Annotated in this window: 12 protein-coding genes; 3 read left to right on the forward strand and 9 right to left on the reverse strand. The window is 72.7% G+C overall.

Translation table 11 applies throughout. The features are described 5' to 3' along the window. Positions 1-156 precede the first annotated feature (156 nt). Entirely contained in the window at positions 157-3,897 is a 3,741-nt protein-coding gene (locus ACGF8B_RS40420) for a trypsin-like peptidase domain-containing protein (protein WP_392747723.1), read from the forward strand. A 43-nt stretch (positions 3,898-3,940) separates the two neighbouring features. Continuing rightward, positions 3,941-4,894, forward strand: a complete 954-nt coding sequence (locus ACGF8B_RS40425) for a bifunctional riboflavin kinase/FAD synthetase (protein ID WP_392747724.1) — start codon at positions 3,941-3,943, stop codon at positions 4,892-4,894. 79 nt (positions 4,895-4,973) lie between these two features. Here the strand turns inward: ACGF8B_RS40425 and ACGF8B_RS40430 are convergent, their stop codons facing one another. The 9 genes from ACGF8B_RS40430 to eccE all read right to left on the reverse strand — a co-directional run bounded on the left by ACGF8B_RS40430 (position 4,974) and on the right by eccE (position 16,595). After that, positions 4,974-5,969, reverse strand: a complete 996-nt coding sequence (locus tag ACGF8B_RS40430) for an oligopeptide/dipeptide ABC transporter ATP-binding protein (RefSeq protein ID WP_392747726.1) — start codon at positions 5,967-5,969, stop codon at positions 4,974-4,976. Next, positions 5,966-6,994, reverse strand: a complete 1,029-nt coding sequence (locus tag ACGF8B_RS40435) for an ABC transporter ATP-binding protein (RefSeq protein ID WP_392747727.1) — start codon at positions 6,992-6,994, stop codon at positions 5,966-5,968. Before ACGF8B_RS40435 ends, ACGF8B_RS40430 begins: the two co-directional genes overlap by 4 nt. After that, a complete protein-coding gene (locus tag ACGF8B_RS40440; RefSeq protein WP_392747728.1) occupies positions 6,991-7,938 on the reverse strand; it encodes an ABC transporter permease in 948 nt (315 codons plus the stop codon). Before ACGF8B_RS40440 ends, ACGF8B_RS40435 begins: the two co-directional genes overlap by 4 nt. Then, on the reverse strand, positions 7,935-9,017 hold the full coding sequence (locus ACGF8B_RS40445; RefSeq protein ID WP_342282633.1) for an ABC transporter permease: 1,083 nt from the start codon (positions 9,015-9,017) through the stop codon (positions 7,935-7,937). The genes ACGF8B_RS40440 and ACGF8B_RS40445 overlap by 4 nt, the downstream gene beginning before the upstream one ends. Before the next feature lie 90 nt (positions 9,018-9,107). Next, entirely contained in the window at positions 9,108-10,979 is a 1,872-nt protein-coding gene (locus ACGF8B_RS40450; RefSeq protein ID WP_392747729.1) for an ABC transporter substrate-binding protein, read from the reverse strand. A gap of 197 nt (positions 10,980-11,176) precedes the next feature. Beyond that, complete coding sequence (locus tag ACGF8B_RS40455; RefSeq protein ID WP_392747731.1) at positions 11,177-13,903, reverse strand: SCO5717 family growth-regulating ATPase; 2,727 nt, start codon at positions 13,901-13,903, stop codon at positions 11,177-11,179. 329 nt (positions 13,904-14,232) lie between these two features. Continuing rightward, positions 14,233-14,466 carry a DUF397 domain-containing protein gene (locus ACGF8B_RS40460; protein ID WP_342282636.1) on the reverse strand — a complete coding sequence of 78 codons (234 nt, stop codon included), beginning with the start codon at positions 14,464-14,466 and terminating at the stop codon, positions 14,233-14,235. Between the two features lie 81 nt (positions 14,467-14,547). Next, on the reverse strand, positions 14,548-15,258 hold the full coding sequence (locus ACGF8B_RS40465) for a hypothetical protein (RefSeq protein WP_392747733.1): 711 nt from the start codon (positions 15,256-15,258) through the stop codon (positions 14,548-14,550). Beyond that, entirely contained in the window at positions 15,255-16,595 is a 1,341-nt protein-coding gene (gene eccE, locus ACGF8B_RS40470; RefSeq protein ID WP_392747735.1) for a type VII secretion protein EccE, read from the reverse strand. The genes ACGF8B_RS40465 and eccE overlap by 4 nt, the downstream gene beginning before the upstream one ends. 182 nt (positions 16,596-16,777) lie before the next feature. Here eccE and eccB point away from each other — a divergent pair, with 182 nt between their 5' ends. Next, complete coding sequence (eccB, locus tag ACGF8B_RS40475) at positions 16,778-18,310, forward strand: type VII secretion protein EccB (protein WP_392747737.1); 1,533 nt, start codon at positions 16,778-16,780, stop codon at positions 18,308-18,310. Positions 18,311-18,313 lie beyond the last annotated feature (3 nt).

An 18,313-nucleotide genomic window follows, 5' to 3' on the forward strand; every position in this document is an offset into this window, starting at 1 on the left:
CCTGCGCCCGCTCCACGGTCCCCCCACATGTTCTGTCCACCGGACGCCATCAATTCACCCCAACGGGCAGGCGCGCGGAGTGAATCAGGGGTGTATTCGGGGGCGCTTTCACCATGAGCGGCACAGGCGCCGATCATCGGACCTAACGTTCGGACCATGGCAAGCGGGGACCGGGCAGCGCTGGTACGTATCTGCGATTCGGCCGGTCGGCCGCGGGGGACCGGGTTCGTCGCGGACGACCGGGGCACGGTACTGACCAGCCACGAGGCCGTCGACGGCGCCACCCGGCTCGTCCTGCACGGAGCGGACGGCCGCAGCCGCACCGTCGAGTCCGGCGACATCACCGCGCTGCCGGAACTGGACCTCGCCCTGCTGCACCCCGGGGGCCCCGTCGAGCTGTGCGTGGAGCCAGCCCCGATCGCCCTGCGGGACCGGATCGACGCCGGTACGTACGTGACGATCGCCGCACACGGCTGGCGCGAGGCCCGGGTGCTCGGCACCGCCCCCGTGACGTACACCGCGAACGGCCGCCGCCACCGGATCGGCGCGGCCCTGGAACTGGCGCTCGGCACGGACGGCAGGGACGCGCTGCGGCTCGGTGGCACGGCCGTGGGCGGGCCCGTCGTCGACCCGGCCAGCGGAGCGGTCGTCGCCGTGCTGGGCGGCGCGCTGCGCGCCGGGCACGAGGGCGCGGGGTTCGCCGTGCCGCTCCGGGTGGCCGGCACCGGCGGCCCGCTCGACGATCTGCTGCGCCGCAACGCGACGAGCGTTCCCGGATACGGACGCGACCTGAATCTCGCGGGCGCCCTGCACCTCACCGCGACCTCGCTCGGCTCGGCGGGCGGACCCGACGCCCCGGCCGACCCGGTCGAACGCCCGGACGTCAGCGCCGAGTTCGCCGCCTTCGCGGGCCCGGACCGGCCCTCGTCCGCGCCGGGCGGGCCCGTCGGCACCGCCGCCGTCGTCCTCGCCCTGGTCGGAGCTCCGGGCACCGGCCGCACCACCGAACTGGCGGCGCTCACCGCACGCCGGGCGCGTGGCCCGGTGCCCGCCCCCACTCTCTGGCTGCGCGGCGCCGATCTGCTGGCCGACGACACCTCGGTGGCCGACGCCGTCGCCCGTACGCTGCGCCGGGCCGGACGCATCGTGACCGCCGCCGGAGCCGTGGGCGACATGTCGACCGCCGGCCCCGAGCGGGTGGCCCGGCTGGCCGAGGAGTCCGGGAGCCCGCTGCTCGTCCTGCTGGACGGCCCCGAGGAGATGCCGCCCGCGCTGGCCCACGAGTCGGCCCGGTGGACCGCCGCCACCGTCGAATGGCTGCGGGACAACGGGGCACGGCTGGTCGTCGCCTGCGGACCCGAGTACTGGGAGAGCACCGGGACGCTCTGCCCGCCCGGCGCGCTGCACCGCCCCGCCCGGCCGGCCGGGCGGCTGCCCCCGGCGGTCCGCCTCGGCGACCTCACCGCGGACCAGGCGGCACGGGCCGCCGAGCGGTACGCCGTCCCGCCCGGAGCGCTCGCCCCCGGCCACGACCGGCACCCGCTCACCCTGCGCCTGCTCGCGGAAGTGCGCGCCGCGCTGCCCGGGGACGTCGACGGGCAGCCCGGCACCGAGGAGGTCTTCGCCGCCCACCTGGACCTGATGTGCCTGCGCGTCGCGGTCCGGATCGCGGCGGCCTCGGGCCCCGCACCGGGGGGCGGCGCCGTCCGCAGGCTGGCCGCGCGGGTGGCCGGGCAGGTCCACGAGGCGGCACGGCGCTGTCTGGGCCCCGGGCAGGGGGAGCTGGGCCGGGAGGTCTTCGAGGAGGTCTTCCCCTGGCGCACGGGCTGGGCGTCGGCCGTCCTCACCGAGGGCCTGCTCGTCCCGGCGGGCGCCGGGTACCGCTTCGCGCACGAGGAGCTGGGGGACTGGGTGCAGGGCGCCCACCTGGACGTGGACGCGGCGCTGTACGCGCTGGTCCACCGGTGGCACGCGCAGGAGAAGCGGGGCGGGCAGCCGGGGGCGGCGGCCGACGAACGCCGTGTCCCGCGTCCCCGGCGGCCGGGGTCGGGCCAGGGCCGTGCGGCCCTGCCGGTGGCGGCGACCGGGCCGCGCACCCTGCCCGTACCCCGCCACCGCATCGGCCCGGTGATCCAGGCGCTGCTGCTCCTGGGCCGCCGGAGGGGTCCCGCCGTGCTCTCCCACCAGCTGGCCGATCTCATCGCGGCGCTGGACCAGCTGCCGGCGCGGACGGATCCGGCGGGCGCGGCGGACTCCGCCACGGTCCGGGAGGCCGTCCCCGGCCGCGACGGGGCGGCGGGGCACGATGCCCGCTGGTGGGCGGTCCGGCTGCTCTCCGAGACCCTGCTCCGGGTGCCCGACGCCCGCCCGTATCTGGGCGTGCTGCGGCTCCTGGCCGGTCGGGTGGTACGCCGGGCGGCCTCCGGCGGGCCCGGGGGTCCGGGAACGTACGCCGCGTTCGGGCCGTGGTTCTGGCGGCGGCTCAGGCTCTCCGAGAAGGACCGGATCGATCTGTTCCGGCGACTCGTTCCCGCCGACGGCCCGCACGGCGGCGAAGCGCGCGGCGACGGGGACCGGGCCCGCGGCACGTACCCCGACGGCGATGACGGCGAGCGGTTCCTGGACGCCGTGGCGGGACTGCTCGTGGACCGGCCCCGTACCGTGCAGCCACTGCTCTGCGACTGGTTCACCGACGAGCGGCCGCTGCCCGCCGGGGACGGCGGCACGCTCCGGCCGACCGTGGCGGCCGCCGCCCAGGCGCTCCTCTACGCCCGCCGGGACCTGGCCGTCGACGACCTCACCGACGCGCTCGTCGCGACGCCCCACCCCAGGGCCGAGGAGCTGCTCGGCGCGCTGGCCGAGGACGAGCCGTCCGCGCTCTGCCGGGCCGTCCACCGCTGGGCCCACGACGAGGACCGGAGCGCCCGCCGCGCCGCAGCCGCCTCGTACGCCCTGGTCACCGCCGCCCACGCCACCCTCGACGCCGACCGCGCGCTGCTGCGCGGATCGGTCCTGGCCCTGCTGGCCCGCCCGGCGGACACCGCTCTGCACGGGGCCGCGCTCACCTTCCTCGTGCAGGATCCGGAGACCAGGGGCCGCCACCTCCCGCAGGCGCTGCGGGCCTTCGTCGCGGGCGGGCCCGCGCCGTCCGCCGAGGCGCTCGCCGCCGCCCTGCCCTCCCACCCGGAGCCGGTGCTCGCCGCGTACCGGGAACGGCTCACCCGGCCCGACGACGGGGCGGGCGAGGCGCTGTGCGCGCTCGCCGGGATCGACGCCCCCGCGCTCGCCCTGCACACCGCCGGACTGGTGCGCGCCTACATCGACAGCCACCCCGACGACACCGTGCACGCGGCCTCCTACCTCGACCGCAGGCTGGAGCGCGGCCCCGCGGCCCGTGCCCTGCTGCTGCCGCTGCTCACCGGGCTGCTGCGGGACCGCCCCGTCCCGCCGCCGGTACGGGGCGCGCTCGCCGGGGTGCTCGCCGCGCCCGGGAGCCCCGCCTCCGGGCCGCTGCGGGAACAGCTGCTGGAGGTCCTGCTGGACTTCGAGCAGGACGCCCACCGGGATCCGGCCGTGCTCGACGCGCTGCTGCGGGCCGCCGCGACCGGCTCCGGCACCCGCGCCCCCGCCCGTACCCGCGCCCTGGTCCACCGCACCGGGACGCTGCTGGTCCGTACCCCCGAGGGCGCGGCCCGCTTCGACCGCGGGCTGGTCGCACTCGCCCGTGACGTGCCCGGATTCGCCGCCCTGGTCACCGGCTGGCTGGCCGACGCCCCGCAGGAATGGGCGGCGCTCGTCGGCCCCGGCGCACGGCGGACGGTGGAGGCGCTGGGAAGCCCGAAGGCGATGCCGATGCAGGCCGCGCGGCGTGAGCATGGCAGTCTTAGACCTGCGTAAGAGACAAACCCACGTACACAGGTTCGGGCGAGGAGCGGTCAGAGTGCAGCGCTGGCGTGGCTTGGAGGACATCCCCCAGGACTGGGGACGCAGCGTCGTCACCATCGGCTCCTATGACGGGGTGCACCGCGGACACCAGGTGATCATCGGCCGGGCCGTGGAGCGCGCCCGCGAGCTGGGGGTGCCGTCGGTCGTGGTGACCTTCGACCCGCACCCCAGCGAGGTCGTACGGCCCGGCAGCCACCCGCCGCTGCTCGCCCCGCACCACCGGCGTGCCGAGCTGATGGCGGAGCTCGGCGTGGACGCGGTGCTCATCCTGCCGTTCACCACCGAGTTCTCGAAGCTGGCACCGGCCGACTTCATCGTGAAGGTGCTGGTCGACAAGCTGCACGCGCAGCTGGTCATCGAAGGGCCGAACTTCCGCTTCGGCCACAGGGCGGCCGGCAACGTACAACTGCTCACCGAGTTCGGTGAGACCTACGACTACCGCGTCGAGGTCATCGACCTGTACGTGAGTGGCGAGGCGGGCGGCGGCGAGCCGTTCTCCTCCACTCTCACCCGGCGGCTGGTGGCCGAGGGCGATGTCGCGGGCGCCGCCGAGATCCTGGGCCGCCCGCACCGGGTCGAGGGCATCGTGGTCCGCGGCGCGCAGCGCGGCCGTGAGCTCGGCTTCCCCACGGCCAACGTGGAGACCCTGCCGCACACCGCGATCCCCGCCGACGGCGTCTACGCGGGCTGGCTGAACGTGGACGGCGAGGCGATGCCCGCCGCGATCTCGGTCGGCACCAACCCGCAGTTCGACGGCACGGAGCGGACGGTGGAGGCGTACGCGATCGACCGGGTCGGCCTCGACCTGTACGGGCTGCACGTCTCGGTGGACTTCCTCGCGTACGTACGCGGGATGCTGAAGTTCGACTCGATCGACGATCTGCTCGTCGCGATGGCCGCCGATGTGAAGCGGTGCAGCGAGCTGGTGTCCGCGTACGAGCGCGGCTGAACCTCTTCCCTCGCGGGACGACGCGGGGCCGGGACCGTCCGTACGGTCCCGGCCCCGCGTCGTTCGCTCCGATGCCGTACTAGGTCCGTGCCTTCGCGGCCGCGATCGCCCAGTGGCAGGCCACCTGCGTCTCGCCGCCGCCCGCGAGCACCGGCAGATCCTTCGTGCGGCAGTCGTCCGCGACGCCCGCCCGTTCGGCCTCGCCCGAGGCCAGCACCTGGCAGCGGGCGTGGAACCGGCAGCCGGACGGCACCCTGGACGGGTCCGGCGGCTCGCCGGTCAGGATCACCGGCTCCGCCCCGGACTCCGGCAGCACCGACAGCAGTGCCTGGGTGTACGGGTGCTGCGGGGCCGTCAGGATCTCCTCGACCCTGCCCGTCTCCACGATCCGCCCCAGGTACATCACCGCGACCCGGTCCGCGATGTTCCACGCCAGGCCGAGATCGTGCGTGACCACCAGCGCGGACAGACCCAGCTCGTCACGCAGCCGCAGCAACAGGGCCAGGATCTCGCCGCGCACCGAGGCGTCCAGCGAGGCCACCGGCTCGTCGGCCACGATCAGCTCCGGCTCCAGCACCAGCGCCCCCGCGATCACGACCCGCTGGCGCTGACCGCCGGACAGCTCGTGCGGATACCGCAGGAAGAATCGTTCCGGCGGCCGCAGACCGGCCCGGGAAAGCGCTTCGGTGACCGCCGCCCGCTCGTCCCCCGCGTACCCGTGGATCCGCAGGCCCTCGGCGACGGCGTCGTACACCGTGTGCCTCGGGTTGAGCGAACCGCTGGGGTCCTGGAGCACCAGCTGGACCCGCTTGCGATATGTCTTCAGCGCTCGGCTCGCGTAGTCGAGCGGCTTGCCGCCGAAGGTGACCCGACCGGACGTCGGCGGGACCAGGCCCAGCAGCGAACGGGCCAGCGTCGTCTTGCCGCAGCCGGACTCGCCGACCAGCGCGACGATCTCGCCGGGCCGGATGTCCAGGTCGACGCTGTCCACGGCGCGCGCCGGGGCGGCTCCGCGCCGGCCGGGGAAGGTGACGTGCAGCCCCTGGGCACTGAGCAGGGGAGTGGTGGGTGTCATGGTGTGCTCCTTGCTTCCTCGGCGCCGGGCAGGGCCGGCACCCCGGCCGCCCCCGGCTCCACCAGCACACAGGCGGCCCGCCGCCGCGGGCCCGCGTCCCGCAGCACCTGATCCTCGCTCGCGCAGGACTCCAGGGCCACCGGGCAGCGCGGGTGGAAGGTGCAGCCGCCGGGCAGCGCCGAGGGATCCGGCGGATCGCCGGGCAGCCCGCGGGGCGCGAACCGGGAGGCCGGATCGCCGATGCGCGGAAACGCGCCGGACAGGGCCTTGCCGTACGGATGGTGTGCGTTCTCGTAGACCTCGGACGCCGGGCCCTCCTCGACGACCCGGCCCGCGTACATCACCGCGAGCCGGTCGCAGGTGTCGGAGAGCACCGCGAGGTCATGGCTGATCATGATCAGACCGAGGTCCTGCTCGGACACCAGCTGCTCGATGAGACGCAGGATCTGGGCCTGGATCATCACATCGAGGGCCGTGGTCGGCTCGTCCGCGATGATCAGCCCCGGGTCGCAGGCGAGCGCCATCGCGATCATCACGCGCTGCCGCTGACCGCCGGAGAGCTCGTGCGGGTAGGCGGTGGCGCGGGCGGCGGGCAGTCCCACCTGCTCCAGCAGTTCGCCCGCCCGCTTCGCCGCCGCGGCCTGCGTTGCCTTCCGGTGCAGCAGGATCGGTTCGGCGATCTGGTCGCCGATCCGGTGCACCGCGTTGAGCGAGTGCATCGCGCCCTGGAAGACGATCGATGCCCCCGCCCAGCGCACCGCCCGGACCTGCCCCCACTTCATGGTGAGGACGTCCTCGCCGTTCAGCAGGATCCGGCCGGACACCTTCGTGCCGGCGGGCAGCAGCCGCAGCAGCGCGAGCGCCAGCGTCGACTTCCCGCAGCCCGACTCACCGGCGATGCCGAGCTTCTGCCCGGCGTCGACGGAGAGGTTCACACCACGGACGGCCTGCGCTCCGCCGGCGTACGTCACCGTGAGGTCCCGCACGTCGAGAAGCGGTGTCTTCTGGATGCTCGTCGTGCTCAACGGGCCACCCCCAGCTTGGGATTGAGGACGGACTCGATGGCGCGGCCGCACAGTGTGAAGGCCAGGGCCACCAGGGCGATGGCGATACCGGGCGGTGCCAGGTACCACCAGTCGCCCGCGCTGACCGCGCCCGCCTCGCGGGCGTCCTGGAGCATGCCGCCCCAGGAGGTGGTGGTCGGGTCGCTGAGCCCGAGGAAGGCCAGGGTGGCCTCGGTGAGGATCGCGCTGGAGATCACCAGAGTGGTCTGCGCGAGCACCAGCGGCATCACGTTCGGCAGCACGTGCCGGACCATGATGTGCCCGTGGCCGCCGCCGAGCGCACGGGCCCGTTCGATGTACGGGCGCGACTCCACGGCGAGCGTCTGGGCCCGGACCAGCCGGGCCGTGGTCGGCCAGGTGGTCACCCCGATCGCGATGATGACCGTCCACATCGAGCGGTCCATCACCGTGGCGAGCGCGATCGCGAGGACCAGGGTCGGCATCACCAGGAACCAGTCGGTGATCCGCATCAGGACCGTCGAGTACCAGCCGTGGAAATGGCCCGCGACGATGCCGACGACCGTACCGATGGCGACGCACAGGAACGCCGCGAGCAGGCCGACCGTCAGCGAGACCCGGGTGCCCCAGACCAGCAGCGCTAGCACACTGCGCCCGAACTGGTCGGTGCCGAGCGGGAATTCGCCGCTCGGCGACTCCAGCGCGCCACCGGGGGCGTCGGTGACGCTCTGCGAGTCGGCGCCGACGATCTGCGGCGCGAACACGGCGATCAGCGCGATCAGGACGAGCGCGCCCAGCCCCCACAGCCCGCTGCGGTGGCTCCGGTACTCCCGCCAGAAGCGGGCCATGGACCGGCGCTTGCGCGCACGGGCCAGCGCACGCGGATTCTGCACGGCCTCCGCCTCCGCCTCGGTGGGCGTGGGCGTGGGCATGGATTCGGTCGTCATCGGCCCACCCGGGGATCGAGCAGCGGATAGAGCACATCGGCAAGGGTGTTCGCCAGGATCACCGCGGTGGCGAAGACGAAGAACAGCCCTTGCACGAGCGGGAGATCGGGCACGCTGAGCGCCTGGTAGAAGAGGCCGCCGAGGCCCGGCCAGGAGAACACCGTCTCGACCAGGATCTGTCCGGCGACCACATGCCCGAGGTTCACGAACATCAGGGTGAAGGTCGGCAGCATCGCGTTCGGCACGGCGTGCTTGCGGCGCACGACGTCGTCCCGCAGCCCCTTCGCCCGGGCCGTCGTCAGATAGTCGCTGCCCATCTCGTCGAGCAGCGAGGAGCGCATCACCAGGAGCGTCTGCGCGTATCCGACGGCGACCAGTGTGACCACCGGCAGGACCAGGTGGTGCGCCACGTCCAGGACGTAGGCGAAGCCGGTCTCGTTGCCCGACTCCAGGCCGCCCGTCGGGAACATCCCCGGGAGCGGGCCGATGCCCACCGCGAAGACGATGATCAGCAGCAGGCCCAGCCAGAACGCCGGAATCGAGTAGAGCGTCAGCGCGAACGCGGTGTTGAACCGGTCGCTCGGGGAGCCATTGCGCCAGGCGGTACGGGTGCCGAGCCAGATGCCGAGCGCGGTGTACAGGACGTACGACGTGCCGGTGAGGAGCAGGGTGGCCGGAAGCGCCTCGGTGATCTTGTCGATGACCGGCGCGTGGAACTGGAACGAGGTGCCGAAATCGCCCGTGAGGGCGTCGCCGACGTACGTGGTGAACTGCTGCCACATCGGCTGGTCGAGGCCGAACTGACGCCGCAGTGAGGCGAGTTGTTCGGTGGATACGGGCCGGCCGCCCGTCATCTGCTTCACCGGGTCGCTGGGAATGAGCCGGAACAGGAAGAAGCTGGTGACCAGGACCGCGAACAGCGAGACCGCTGCTCCCGCGATCTTGGCCGCCACGTATTGGAGATAGGCCTTGGTGTTGCGCGCCCGTGGACCGCGGGCGGCCGACGGTCCGGCCGGAGCCGGGCCCTCGGTGTCCGCGTCCGCGACCTGCACGAGCGCCGGAGTGCTGTCAGCTGTCATGGGGAACTCTCGTTACTCGTGCTGCACGTGGAGGGGCCGGCCGACGACGCGAGTGTTCCCCGGCCGGCCCCTCTCGACCCGTCCGGGTGATTACTCGCGGTCGTCCGCCGTGTTGCGGCGCCGCTTCGCGATGAACAACCCGCCACCGGCGAGTACCACGACCACCACGATGATGCCGATGACGACGCCGGTCGAGCCCGACCCGCCGGAGCCGTCCGAACTGCCGCCGGAAGCGGGAGCCGCCGACCACCAGCTCCAGTACCCGTCCTGGCCGTAGATGTTGCCGGCCGCCTCGGGCATGGTGGTGATCGACTTGATCTGGTCGGTGCGGTACGCCTCGACCGCGTTCGGGTACGCGATGACGCTCATGTACCCGGAGTCGTACAGCCACGACTGCATCTCATTGACGATGCCGGCGCGCTTGGCCGGGTCGTACTCGGCGAGCTGCTTCTTGTACAGCTCGTCGTACTTCTTGTCGCAGATGAAGTTGTCGGTGGTGGCGCTGTCCTTCGCCCTGGCCGGCAGCGCGGCGCAGGTGTGGATGCCGAGCACGAAGTCGGGGTCCGGGTTGACGGACCAGCCGTCGAAGGCGAGGTCGTACTCACCCGCGTACCAGGGCACCGAGACGTTGTCGAGGCAGTCGACCTTCAGGCCGATGCCGAGCTTGCCCCACCACTCCTTGAGGTACTTGCCGACCGCCTTGTCGTTGGGGTCCGTGGCGTGGCAGAGGATGCGCAGGTCGAGCGGCTTGCCGTCCTTGCCGATCCGCTGGTCACCCTTGAGCCGGTAGCCCGCCTCGTCGAGCAGCTTGCCCGCCTTGACCGGGTCGTGGGCGAGGCTCTGTCCGGCGGTCGGCTGCCAGTGGTACGCGGAGAAGCGCGGCGGGATGTAGCCCTGGCCCTCGACCGCGTGGCCCTGGAAGACCTTGTCGATGATGGTCTTGCGGTCGATGGACAGGAAGAGGGCCTGGCGCACCCTCTGGTCGAGAAGGGCCTTGTTGCCGTTGCCGAACTTCTTGCCGTCCTTGGTCTGCGCGCCCGGGTTGGTGGCCAGCGCGAAGAAGCGGCGGCCCGGACCCTCGTTGACCTTGATGTTCTTGTCGCCCTTGAGGGACGCGGCCTGAGCGGGCGTCAGCGCGGGGGAGCCGGCGACGAAGGAGACCTCGCCCTTGCGCAGCGCGGCGACCGCCGTGTCCTGGTCCTTGTACGTCTTGAAGACCAGCTCGTCGAACTTCGGCCTGCCGCGCCAGAAGTCCTTGTTGGCCTTGAGCTTCACGTACTGGTCGACCTTGTAGTCGGTCACGACGAACGGCCCGTTGCCGACGATCGGGAACGCCTTGTCGTTGTTGAACTTGGAGAAGTCACCGACCTTCTCCCAGACGTGCTTCGGCACTATCGGCACATCGAGTGCCGCCATGGTGGCCTGCGGTTCCTTCAGCTCGATGACCAGCTGCGTGGGGCTGGGAGCCGTCACCTTCTTGAAGTTCGCGACGAAGTTGCCGTTGGCCTGCGCGGCGGCCTCGTCGGTCATCATCTTGTTGAACGTCCAGGCCGCGTCCTCGGCGGTGGCCTGCTGCCCGTCCGACCACTTGGAGTCGGGCCGGATGGTGTACGTCCAGGTCAACTTGTCCGCGGACGGCTCCCACTTGGTGGCGAGGCCGGGGATCGCGTGGTTGTCCTTGGGGTCGTAGTTGGTGAGGAAGTCGTACATGAGCCGGGAGATGCTGGTGCTCATGAGCCGCTGAGCGAGGAACGGGCTCAGCGAGTCGACGCTCTGTGCGACGGCGACGGTCAGCGTCGACTTTCCGCTGTCGGCGGCCTGCGCCTGCTGCGGCGCGGGACCGAGCGGCACACCCGGGACGACGGAACCGGCGGCCAGCGCCAGAGCGGCGGCACCGGAGGCCAGGAGGACACGCAGGCGTGAGCGTGGCTGGGCGGAGCGTGGTGGAACTCTTTCGACCATGGTCAGGGACCTCGCGTCATGACTCGCACGGAGAAGGCGGGTTGATCTGTGGTTCGCCAGCTGGTGAAGCGAAGGTTTATCAGCGGGGGTCGAGCTGCGTCAACGGTCATCGAAACCGCGTGTGGTCTGCGGGAATGCAATGAGGGCCCGCACCGTGGAGACGGTGCGGGCCCTCATTGGTTTAGACCTCTGATGCCTTACTGCTGAGGCGCTGGCGGCGGCTGCTGCGGCCATCCGGCGGGCGGGACGGGGCCCTGCGGCCCGGGCGGAACCGGCTGTCCCGGCAGGCCGGGCCGACCCTGCTGCCAGCCGTTCTGCTGCGGCCCGGCGGGGCCGGGCTGCGGCGGGTAGGGCTGCGGGGGCTGCTGGCCGCCGTACGGCTGCTGTTGCTGCGGCGGGTACGGCTGCTGCTGCGGGGGGTACTGCTGTTGGCCGGGCATCGGTGGGGCGTACTGCGGTGGCGGGGTGGAGCCGTTCGAGGTCCAGAGCCCCTGTTGCTGCTGGGCGCGGGAGAAGTCCTCGGCGACCATCGAGGAGAGGTTGAAGTACGCCTCGCGGGTCTTGGGGCGCATCATGTCCAGGTCGACCTCGGCACCGGCCGAAAGGTGCTCGTCGAACGGTACGACGACCACGCCCCGGCAGCGCGTCTCGAAGTGCTGCACGATGTCGTCGACCTTGATCATCTTGCCGGTCTCGCGGACCCCGGAGATGACGGTGATGGAGCGCTGCACGAGGTCCGCGTAGCCGTGCGCGGAGAGCCAGTCCAGTGTGGTGGACGCGCTGGACGCGCCGTCGACCGACGGCGTGGAGATGATGATCAGCTGGTCGGCGAGGTCCAGCACCCCGCGCATCGCGCTGTAGAGCAGGCCGGTGCCGGAGTCGGTGAGGATGATCGGGTACTGCTTGCCCAGCACGTCGATCGCGCGCCGGTAGTCCTCGTCGTTGAACGTCGTGGAGACCGCCGGGTCCACGTCGTTGGCGATGATCTCCAGGCCGGAGGGCGCCTGCGAGGTGAACCGGCGGATGTCCATGTACGAGTTGAGGTACGGGATCGCCTGGACCAGGTCGCGGATGGTGGCACCGGTCTCGCGGCGCACCCGGCGGCCGAGCGTTCCCGCGTCCGGGTTGGCGTCGATGGCGAGGATTTTGTCCTGCCGCTCGGTGGCCAGGGTCGAGCCGAGAGCGGTGGTCGTCGTGGTCTTGCCGACGCCGCCCTTGAGACTGATGACCGCGATCCGGTAGCAGGACAGCACGGGCGTACGGATCAGCTCCAGCTTGCGCTGCCGCTCGGCCTCCTCCTTCTTGCCGCCCAGCTTGAAGCGGGACGCGCCGGACGGGTTGCGGCTGCTCTTCGCCTTCTGCTTGCCCCGGACCAGCCGGTCGGAGGAGAGCTCCACGGCCGCCGTGTACCCGAGCGGGGCGCCGGGCACGGAACGCTCGCGCTGATCGTGCGTGACCGGGGTCGGCCAGGCACCACCGGTGCGGGGGTCCACGGGCTGCCCCTGCTGCGGGTGTTGGGGCTGCTGGGGAGCCTGGGGCTGGGCCTGCTGCTGCGGGGTGACCTGCGCGGGGAGGTGGGGCGCGGGCTGGGCCGGCGGCAGGGCGCCCTGGGGGGCCTGCGGCGGCAGGGGGGCGCCCGGCTGCGCGGGCCACTGAGCACCCTGGGAGGGCTGAGCCGGGGAGGGCTGAGGCGCCTGAGCCGCCTGCGGAAGCTGAGCTGCATGAGGTGCATGAGGTGTGTGCGGCGGCTGAGGCGCCTGAGACTGGTGCGGCGCCTGCGGCTGCGGCTGGTGCGGTGCCTGGCCCTGCGGGAAGCCGTAGCCGCCCGGCGGGGTCTGCTGAGCCGGGGGAGCGGGCTGCTGCGGGAAGCCGTAACCGCCCTGTGGCGGCATGGGTGCCTGCGGCTGCTGCGGCGCCTGCCCCTGCGGGAATCCGTAGCCGCCGGGAGCCGCCTGGCCGGTCGGGCCCGGGGCGGGCCACTGCTGGGCCGGCTGGGGCGCGACGGGCTGCGGCGCGGCGGGCTGGAAGGCGGGCGGCAGCGGCGGCAGACCGCCCTGCGGCGGTGCCGGGGTCCAGGGGCTCGGCGCGACGGGCGCGACGGCGCCCTGCGGTACGTCGGTGGTCGGTGCGCCGGTGGGCGGTACGTCCTGGGGCGCCGCGTCCGCGACGGCGTCGGCGGGCGCGGAGTCCTGCGGCCCGTCCACCGGGGCGGCGGCAAGATCTGTGCCGAGGCCCGGGGCGGCAGCGCCATCGGGCTCCTCGGCGGACGCGCCGGGGGGCGTGGCAGGGCCGGAATCGGGCGCGTCGCCCGTACCCGGACTCCCGTCACCACCGGCATCACGACCACCGGCACCGGCCTCGGCGACACCCGGCCCCGAGGCGGCCCGGGACTCGTCCCCCGCGCCGCTCCCGTCCCCCGCCTCGTCCGCCGGACGCCCCTCGATCTCCGCGATCTGCCGCTTCAGCGAGGCCGGCGAGAAGCGCATCGTCGAGCCGCTCTCCACGTCGCCGCCCCCGAACGGGTCCGGCGCACCGCCGGATTCCCCCGTGCTGCCCGCGGGAGCGGGCGCGGCGTCACCCGCCGAGGACTGGGCGGGAACCGGCACCGGGGCGGGGGCGGCGGGCGTGGGCGGCGCGGGAACGGGCGGCGCGGGAATGGGCTGGGGCGGAGCCGGCGTCCAGTCGGAGTCGAAACCGCCGCCGGTGGACGGCGCGGGCACGGACAGCGGTGTTCCGCTCGGCGGCGGAGGCGCCAGATGCGTACCGGCACCGCCCGACGAGTCCCCCGGCGCGTTCTGCGTGTACCAGGCGGGCGGGGTGTAGTCGATGGTGAACTCACCCGTCATCTCGGCGGGCTCCGCGTCGGACGACTCGTCGACGGGCTTGTTCCAGCCCCCGCGGATCTCGTCCCGATCGCCGTTCACTTTGCCTCCTGGTGTGGTCGAGCACCCTTGTGCCGTGGTGGGTGGGGGCGACCGTTCCCGTTGTCTGATCCGCCCGGCTCTCCCCCTTGGGACGCGCATCGCCTGCCCGCAGGTTCTTCCGCTGCGCCCCGACCCACCCTAATCGTCATCGGGCTCACTGCGGCAGGCCGTATCGCACGGCAGAAACTGTCCAGTAGGTCACGCGCTGCCGCCGAGCGCCCCGCGTGCGGCAGAGCACGCAGGCCAAAGCGGTCGATTGTGAACATAACCAGGCGCGATGAAAGGGTGACCACCCAGTCGGGACAGCCACCCTTTCACCGGACCGTTGCCTACTTGAGGTCGAACTCACCGTCCCGCGCACCCAGTACGAAAGCCCGCCACTCGGCCTCCGTGTACCGCAACACGGTCCCCGGGTCCAACGAAGAGCGCATGGCGACCGCGCCGCCCGGCAGGTGCGCGATCTCGACCCGTTCCTCGACGTTCTCGGTACCCGGTGCGCTCAGCCACTCCACATCGGAGATGTCGAGAGCGTAGAGCTCTTCCTTTTCCTGCTGGGTGCCCATGTCGGCGTCCCTTCGATCGAACCGTGTCGTTCCCCGCCATCCTCCCGGAAGCGGAAGGCCCAGGGTCGCGAACGGAAGAGTTCAGTCCATCCGGCGGGCAGTGCCGAGCAGTCCGGTCTCTATGTCCGTCGCACCGGTCATCACCCAGTGGCGCTCGCCGCCCGCCACCCAGAGCGTGACACCGTCCGCCAGGGTGGGCAGGGCCTCGACCTCCGCCCGGGCGAGCCCCAGGATCCGGCCGATCTGGGCCGCCTCCTCGGGCGAGACCCGCTGGACCCCCACGAGTGTGGACGACCGCATCAGCCGGGGCGCCACCGGACTCAGATAGGGCAGCAGCGTCAGCACCGACTGCCAGGGCGAGGACACCACCCGGCCACGGGGCGGGCGCATCCCGCAGTCCCGCACGACCACCACGGGACTGCCCACGGTCGCCCCGGTCGGCGGAACGCGTCCCACGTCGTGGAGGGAGACACACTCAAGACCGGCTCCCGCGGCCTGCGCCAGCGTCGCCCATGCCTGGGTCCGTCCGGTCTCGACGGCCACCCGTGCCCCGGTGGCCGCCGCCCGCAGCGCCAGCACCTGCGCCGTCCACAGACCGCCGATCAGCAGCACGTCATACGGTGTGGGGCGGTGGAACCCGATCAACTGCGGGTGCCCCTCGGCATCCGTGCCGATGATGACGCCGTCGTCCCCGACCGGCAGCGACAGCGCGCCCAGGTGGTCCGCCGTCAGAGTGTGCCCCGCGTGGCGCGGGCCGCGCAGCCCCCGCCTGGGACCGATGCGATGCGTCACTGTGCGCCTCCCAGCGGGAGCGTCGCCAGCACGCCCGGCAGCTGCTCGCGGTCCAGCCGCACCAGGCCGACCTTGGCGTGCCGTGCGGCTTGTTCCAACGTCCTTCGTACTCCGACCAGTTCCGTATCGGACCCGCCCGTGATCCGCACATGGCCGGACACCGACACCTCGCCCTGGTGCGAACCGGACCGCACCGTCAGGCTGAAGGTCGTCGCGTACGCGGGAACCGAGGTCAGCAGCGAGACGAGGCGCGGCAGCGGCGTCGCCCCCCGGCCCAACTCGGGCCAGCGGTCCACCGCATAGGCGGTGTGCCAGCGGTCGTCGCACCGCCAGACCCTCGTCGTCTCCGTCGTCCGCCGCTGCGCCGGGGCGTCCGGGCGTCCGGCGCGGGCCGAGAGCATCGGATTGGCACAGGCGGACGTGGCCACGGCGGAGTGCAACTCCTCCTGGTCCAGCACCACGGCACGGAAGCCGGCCCCGGTGATCCGGCTCGCCACATGGTCCGCGACCCGGACCAGACAACGCTGAGCACCGCCGACGCCGCCCCCGCGCGCCTCGACCGCCTCCCGGCACAGCTCCGGATCCAGCTTCACGGCCACCCAGGTCATCCGCAGCGCGGGCGCACCGACCTGCTCCTGGAGCGGGCCGTAGGAGAGCCGTGCCGCCGACTGCTGCGGCAGGTGCTGCGCCGGAGCGGGGCGTACCTGCTGCACGAGCTGCGCGGACTCCAGCACGATGTCGTCCACCGAAAGGGCATCGCCCAGGAGGGACAACGGCAGCGCCCGCGCCCCGCGCGCCTGGCGCAGCGATTCACCGCCAGCCTCCACCCGTACGACAGCAGTCAGGAACGTACCGTCCCCGACCATGCCCACCGTGCGGCGGTCCCGGTCGACATAGATGTACGGAGCGAAGCCGGGCACGCTCTCCGCCACCGGCGCCAGCTGCGGCTCCGTATCCGCGTCGGACGCCACGGCCGTTCGCCTGCGGTCGCGGAGCGCGAGCGCCGTCGACAGCCAGTCCTGCACGGCACGGCCCCGGCGACGTACCACCGCGAGCAGTACCAGCAGACAGGCGACCGAGACCATGGGCACCGGCCAGGGACCGCCGAGCGCGAAACCCGCCGCGGCGACCGCCAGGGCCGCCTCGACGAGCACCATCCGCCGCAGCAGACCGGCGGGGCGGCCGGTACGCGAGACCGACCGCAGAGTCGTCTTCGCGGGCACGCCCACCGGCGGGGCGGGAGCGGCGGCGGCCGGCTCGTTGCCACGTTGCCGTCGTGAAGGGCCGGACACTCGATGGGTAGACCGCCCCGTGCGTTCGCGCGTCGCTGCACCCATCGCCGCGTTGCCCCCTTGTATCCGTATGTACAGTTTTTTCACGGGTGTTGACCGGGCGATCACCCTACCCGAGCAGCGAAGGCCGACTGCCAACAGGCATAGCGGGGAGCCCAGTCGGCGGCAGCGGCCCACGGTGCGTGTGGGAACCTGGTCGCTCACTGGGGAAAAGGGGCAGCGGACAGATGGCATCACGGCGGGACGAACTCAACGCCTACACCTTCGCGAAGCGGAGGTTGATCGCACAGTTCCTGCAACCCAACCCGAGCGGTTCGGAGGAGGGCGCGCCGCGCCCCCTGCGTGCGGTGGTGCCGGGAGCGATCGTCGGCGTCGTCGTCATCGCGGTGTTCGGAGCCTGGGGGATGTTCAAGCCCGTAGCACCCCAGAAGTGGGACACGCCCTACGAGAACGTCATCATCGCCAGTAAGTCCACCACGCGTTACGTGGTGCTGAAGACCGACGGCAAGACGCAGCTCCACCCGGTGCTGAACATGTCCTCCGCCAAGCTCCTGCTCGACCCGGACAAGGGCCAGGTCATCAACGTCGACGAATCCGTGCTCGACAACGGCAAGATCCCGCACGGCGCCACGCTCGGCATCCCGTACGCCCCCGACCGGCTGCCGGACGGGAGCGAGGCCGGTTCGAAGAAGCGGTGGGCCGTCTGCGAGCGGCCCGGCGAGGGCGGCAGGGCCATCCTGAAGGCGGCGTTCGTCTTCTCGGAGCGCGACCGGAAGAAGACCGAGGGCGCGGGACGGCTGCACGGCGGCGAGCTGATGTACGTCGAGGGGCCCGGACCGGACAGAACCCGCTACATCGTGGACGCCGAGGGCAAGGCGTACAAGGTGAAGAAGGACGAACTGCTGCTGCGCGCCCTGCTCGACAACCGCCGCACCCCGCAACGGGTGTCCGCCGCGTGGCTGGCCACCCTGCACACCGGGGACGCGGTCGACTTCCCGCCCCTCAGCGGAGTCCCCGGCGCCGACGCGGGCATCCAGGGGGAGCTGCCGCACGAGGCGAACAAGGTGGGCATGGTCCTCGCGGCGACCTCCGGCACCAGGACCCAGAAGTACGTGGTGCTGCCCGGCCGGGTCGCCCCCGTGTCGGACTTCGTCGCGAAGCTCCTGCTCAGCAGGCGGGACCTGGTCAAGCTCGGCCAGGACGGCAAGGCGAGGTCCGTCAGCGCGGGAGCGTTCGTGCCCGGCAAGGGGTTCGGGCAGAACTTCGACTGGCCCAGGAGCGAGCCGAAGCCCGTCAACTCCGCGAGCTCCAAGGCCGGCCGCCGCAACACCGTGTGCAACGTCCTGCGCGGTGTCGACACGAAGAACGGCGCCACCACGCTCAGCACATGGGTCGGCACGAGCTTCCCCGCAACGCTTCCCACCGGCTCCAGCAGCGCCTACGTCACCCCCGGATCCGGGCAGCTCTTCCGGCAGTTCAAGGGGTCCAGCGCGGACTCCGGCCCGCTCTTCCTGGTCACCGACACCGGTCTGCGCTACGCCATGCAGTCCAACGGCGACAGCGAGCAGGGCGACTCCGGCATCGGTGAATCGGGCACGAAGGAGGAGCGGGAGCAGCGGCAGCAGGAGGCACAACAGGCGCAGAACCGGCTCGGCTACAAGGACGTCGTGCCCGCTCCCGTCCCGGCCGCCTGGTCCTCGTTCCTGCCCACGGGACCGCGCCTGTCCACGGGCGCGGCCCGCCAGCCGCAGGGTTCCTGAGGG

The organism is Streptomyces sp. NPDC047917 (assembly GCF_043204345.1).
GTDB classification, from domain to species: Bacteria; Actinomycetota; Actinomycetes; order Streptomycetales; family Streptomycetaceae; genus Streptomyces; species Streptomyces sanglieri.

Excerpts from the sequence above, each read along its gene's own strand:
- ACGF8B_RS40420 (WP_392747723.1), top strand. The coding sequence starts at position 157 with ATGGCAAGCGGGGACCGGGCAGCGCTGGTACGTATCTGCGATTCGGCC.
- ACGF8B_RS40430 (WP_392747726.1), bottom strand. The coding sequence starts at position 5,969 with ATGACACCCACCACTCCCCTGCTCAGTGCCCAGGGGCTGCACGTCACC.
- ACGF8B_RS40440 (WP_392747728.1), bottom strand. The coding sequence starts at position 7,938 with ATGACGACCGAATCCATGCCCACGCCCACGCCCACCGAGGCGGAGGCG.
- ACGF8B_RS40445 (WP_342282633.1), bottom strand. The coding sequence starts at position 9,017 with ATGACAGCTGACAGCACTCCGGCGCTCGTGCAGGTCGCGGACGCGGAC.
- ACGF8B_RS40450 (WP_392747729.1), bottom strand. The coding sequence starts at position 10,979 with ATGGTCGAAAGAGTTCCACCACGCTCCGCCCAGCCACGCTCACGCCTG.
- ACGF8B_RS40460 (WP_342282636.1), bottom strand. The coding sequence starts at position 14,466 with ATGGGCACCCAGCAGGAAAAGGAAGAGCTCTACGCTCTCGACATCTCC.
- eccE (WP_392747735.1), bottom strand. The coding sequence starts at position 16,595 with ATGGGTGCAGCGACGCGCGAACGCACGGGGCGGTCTACCCATCGAGTG.
- eccB (WP_392747737.1), top strand. The coding sequence starts at position 16,778 with ATGGCATCACGGCGGGACGAACTCAACGCCTACACCTTCGCGAAGCGG.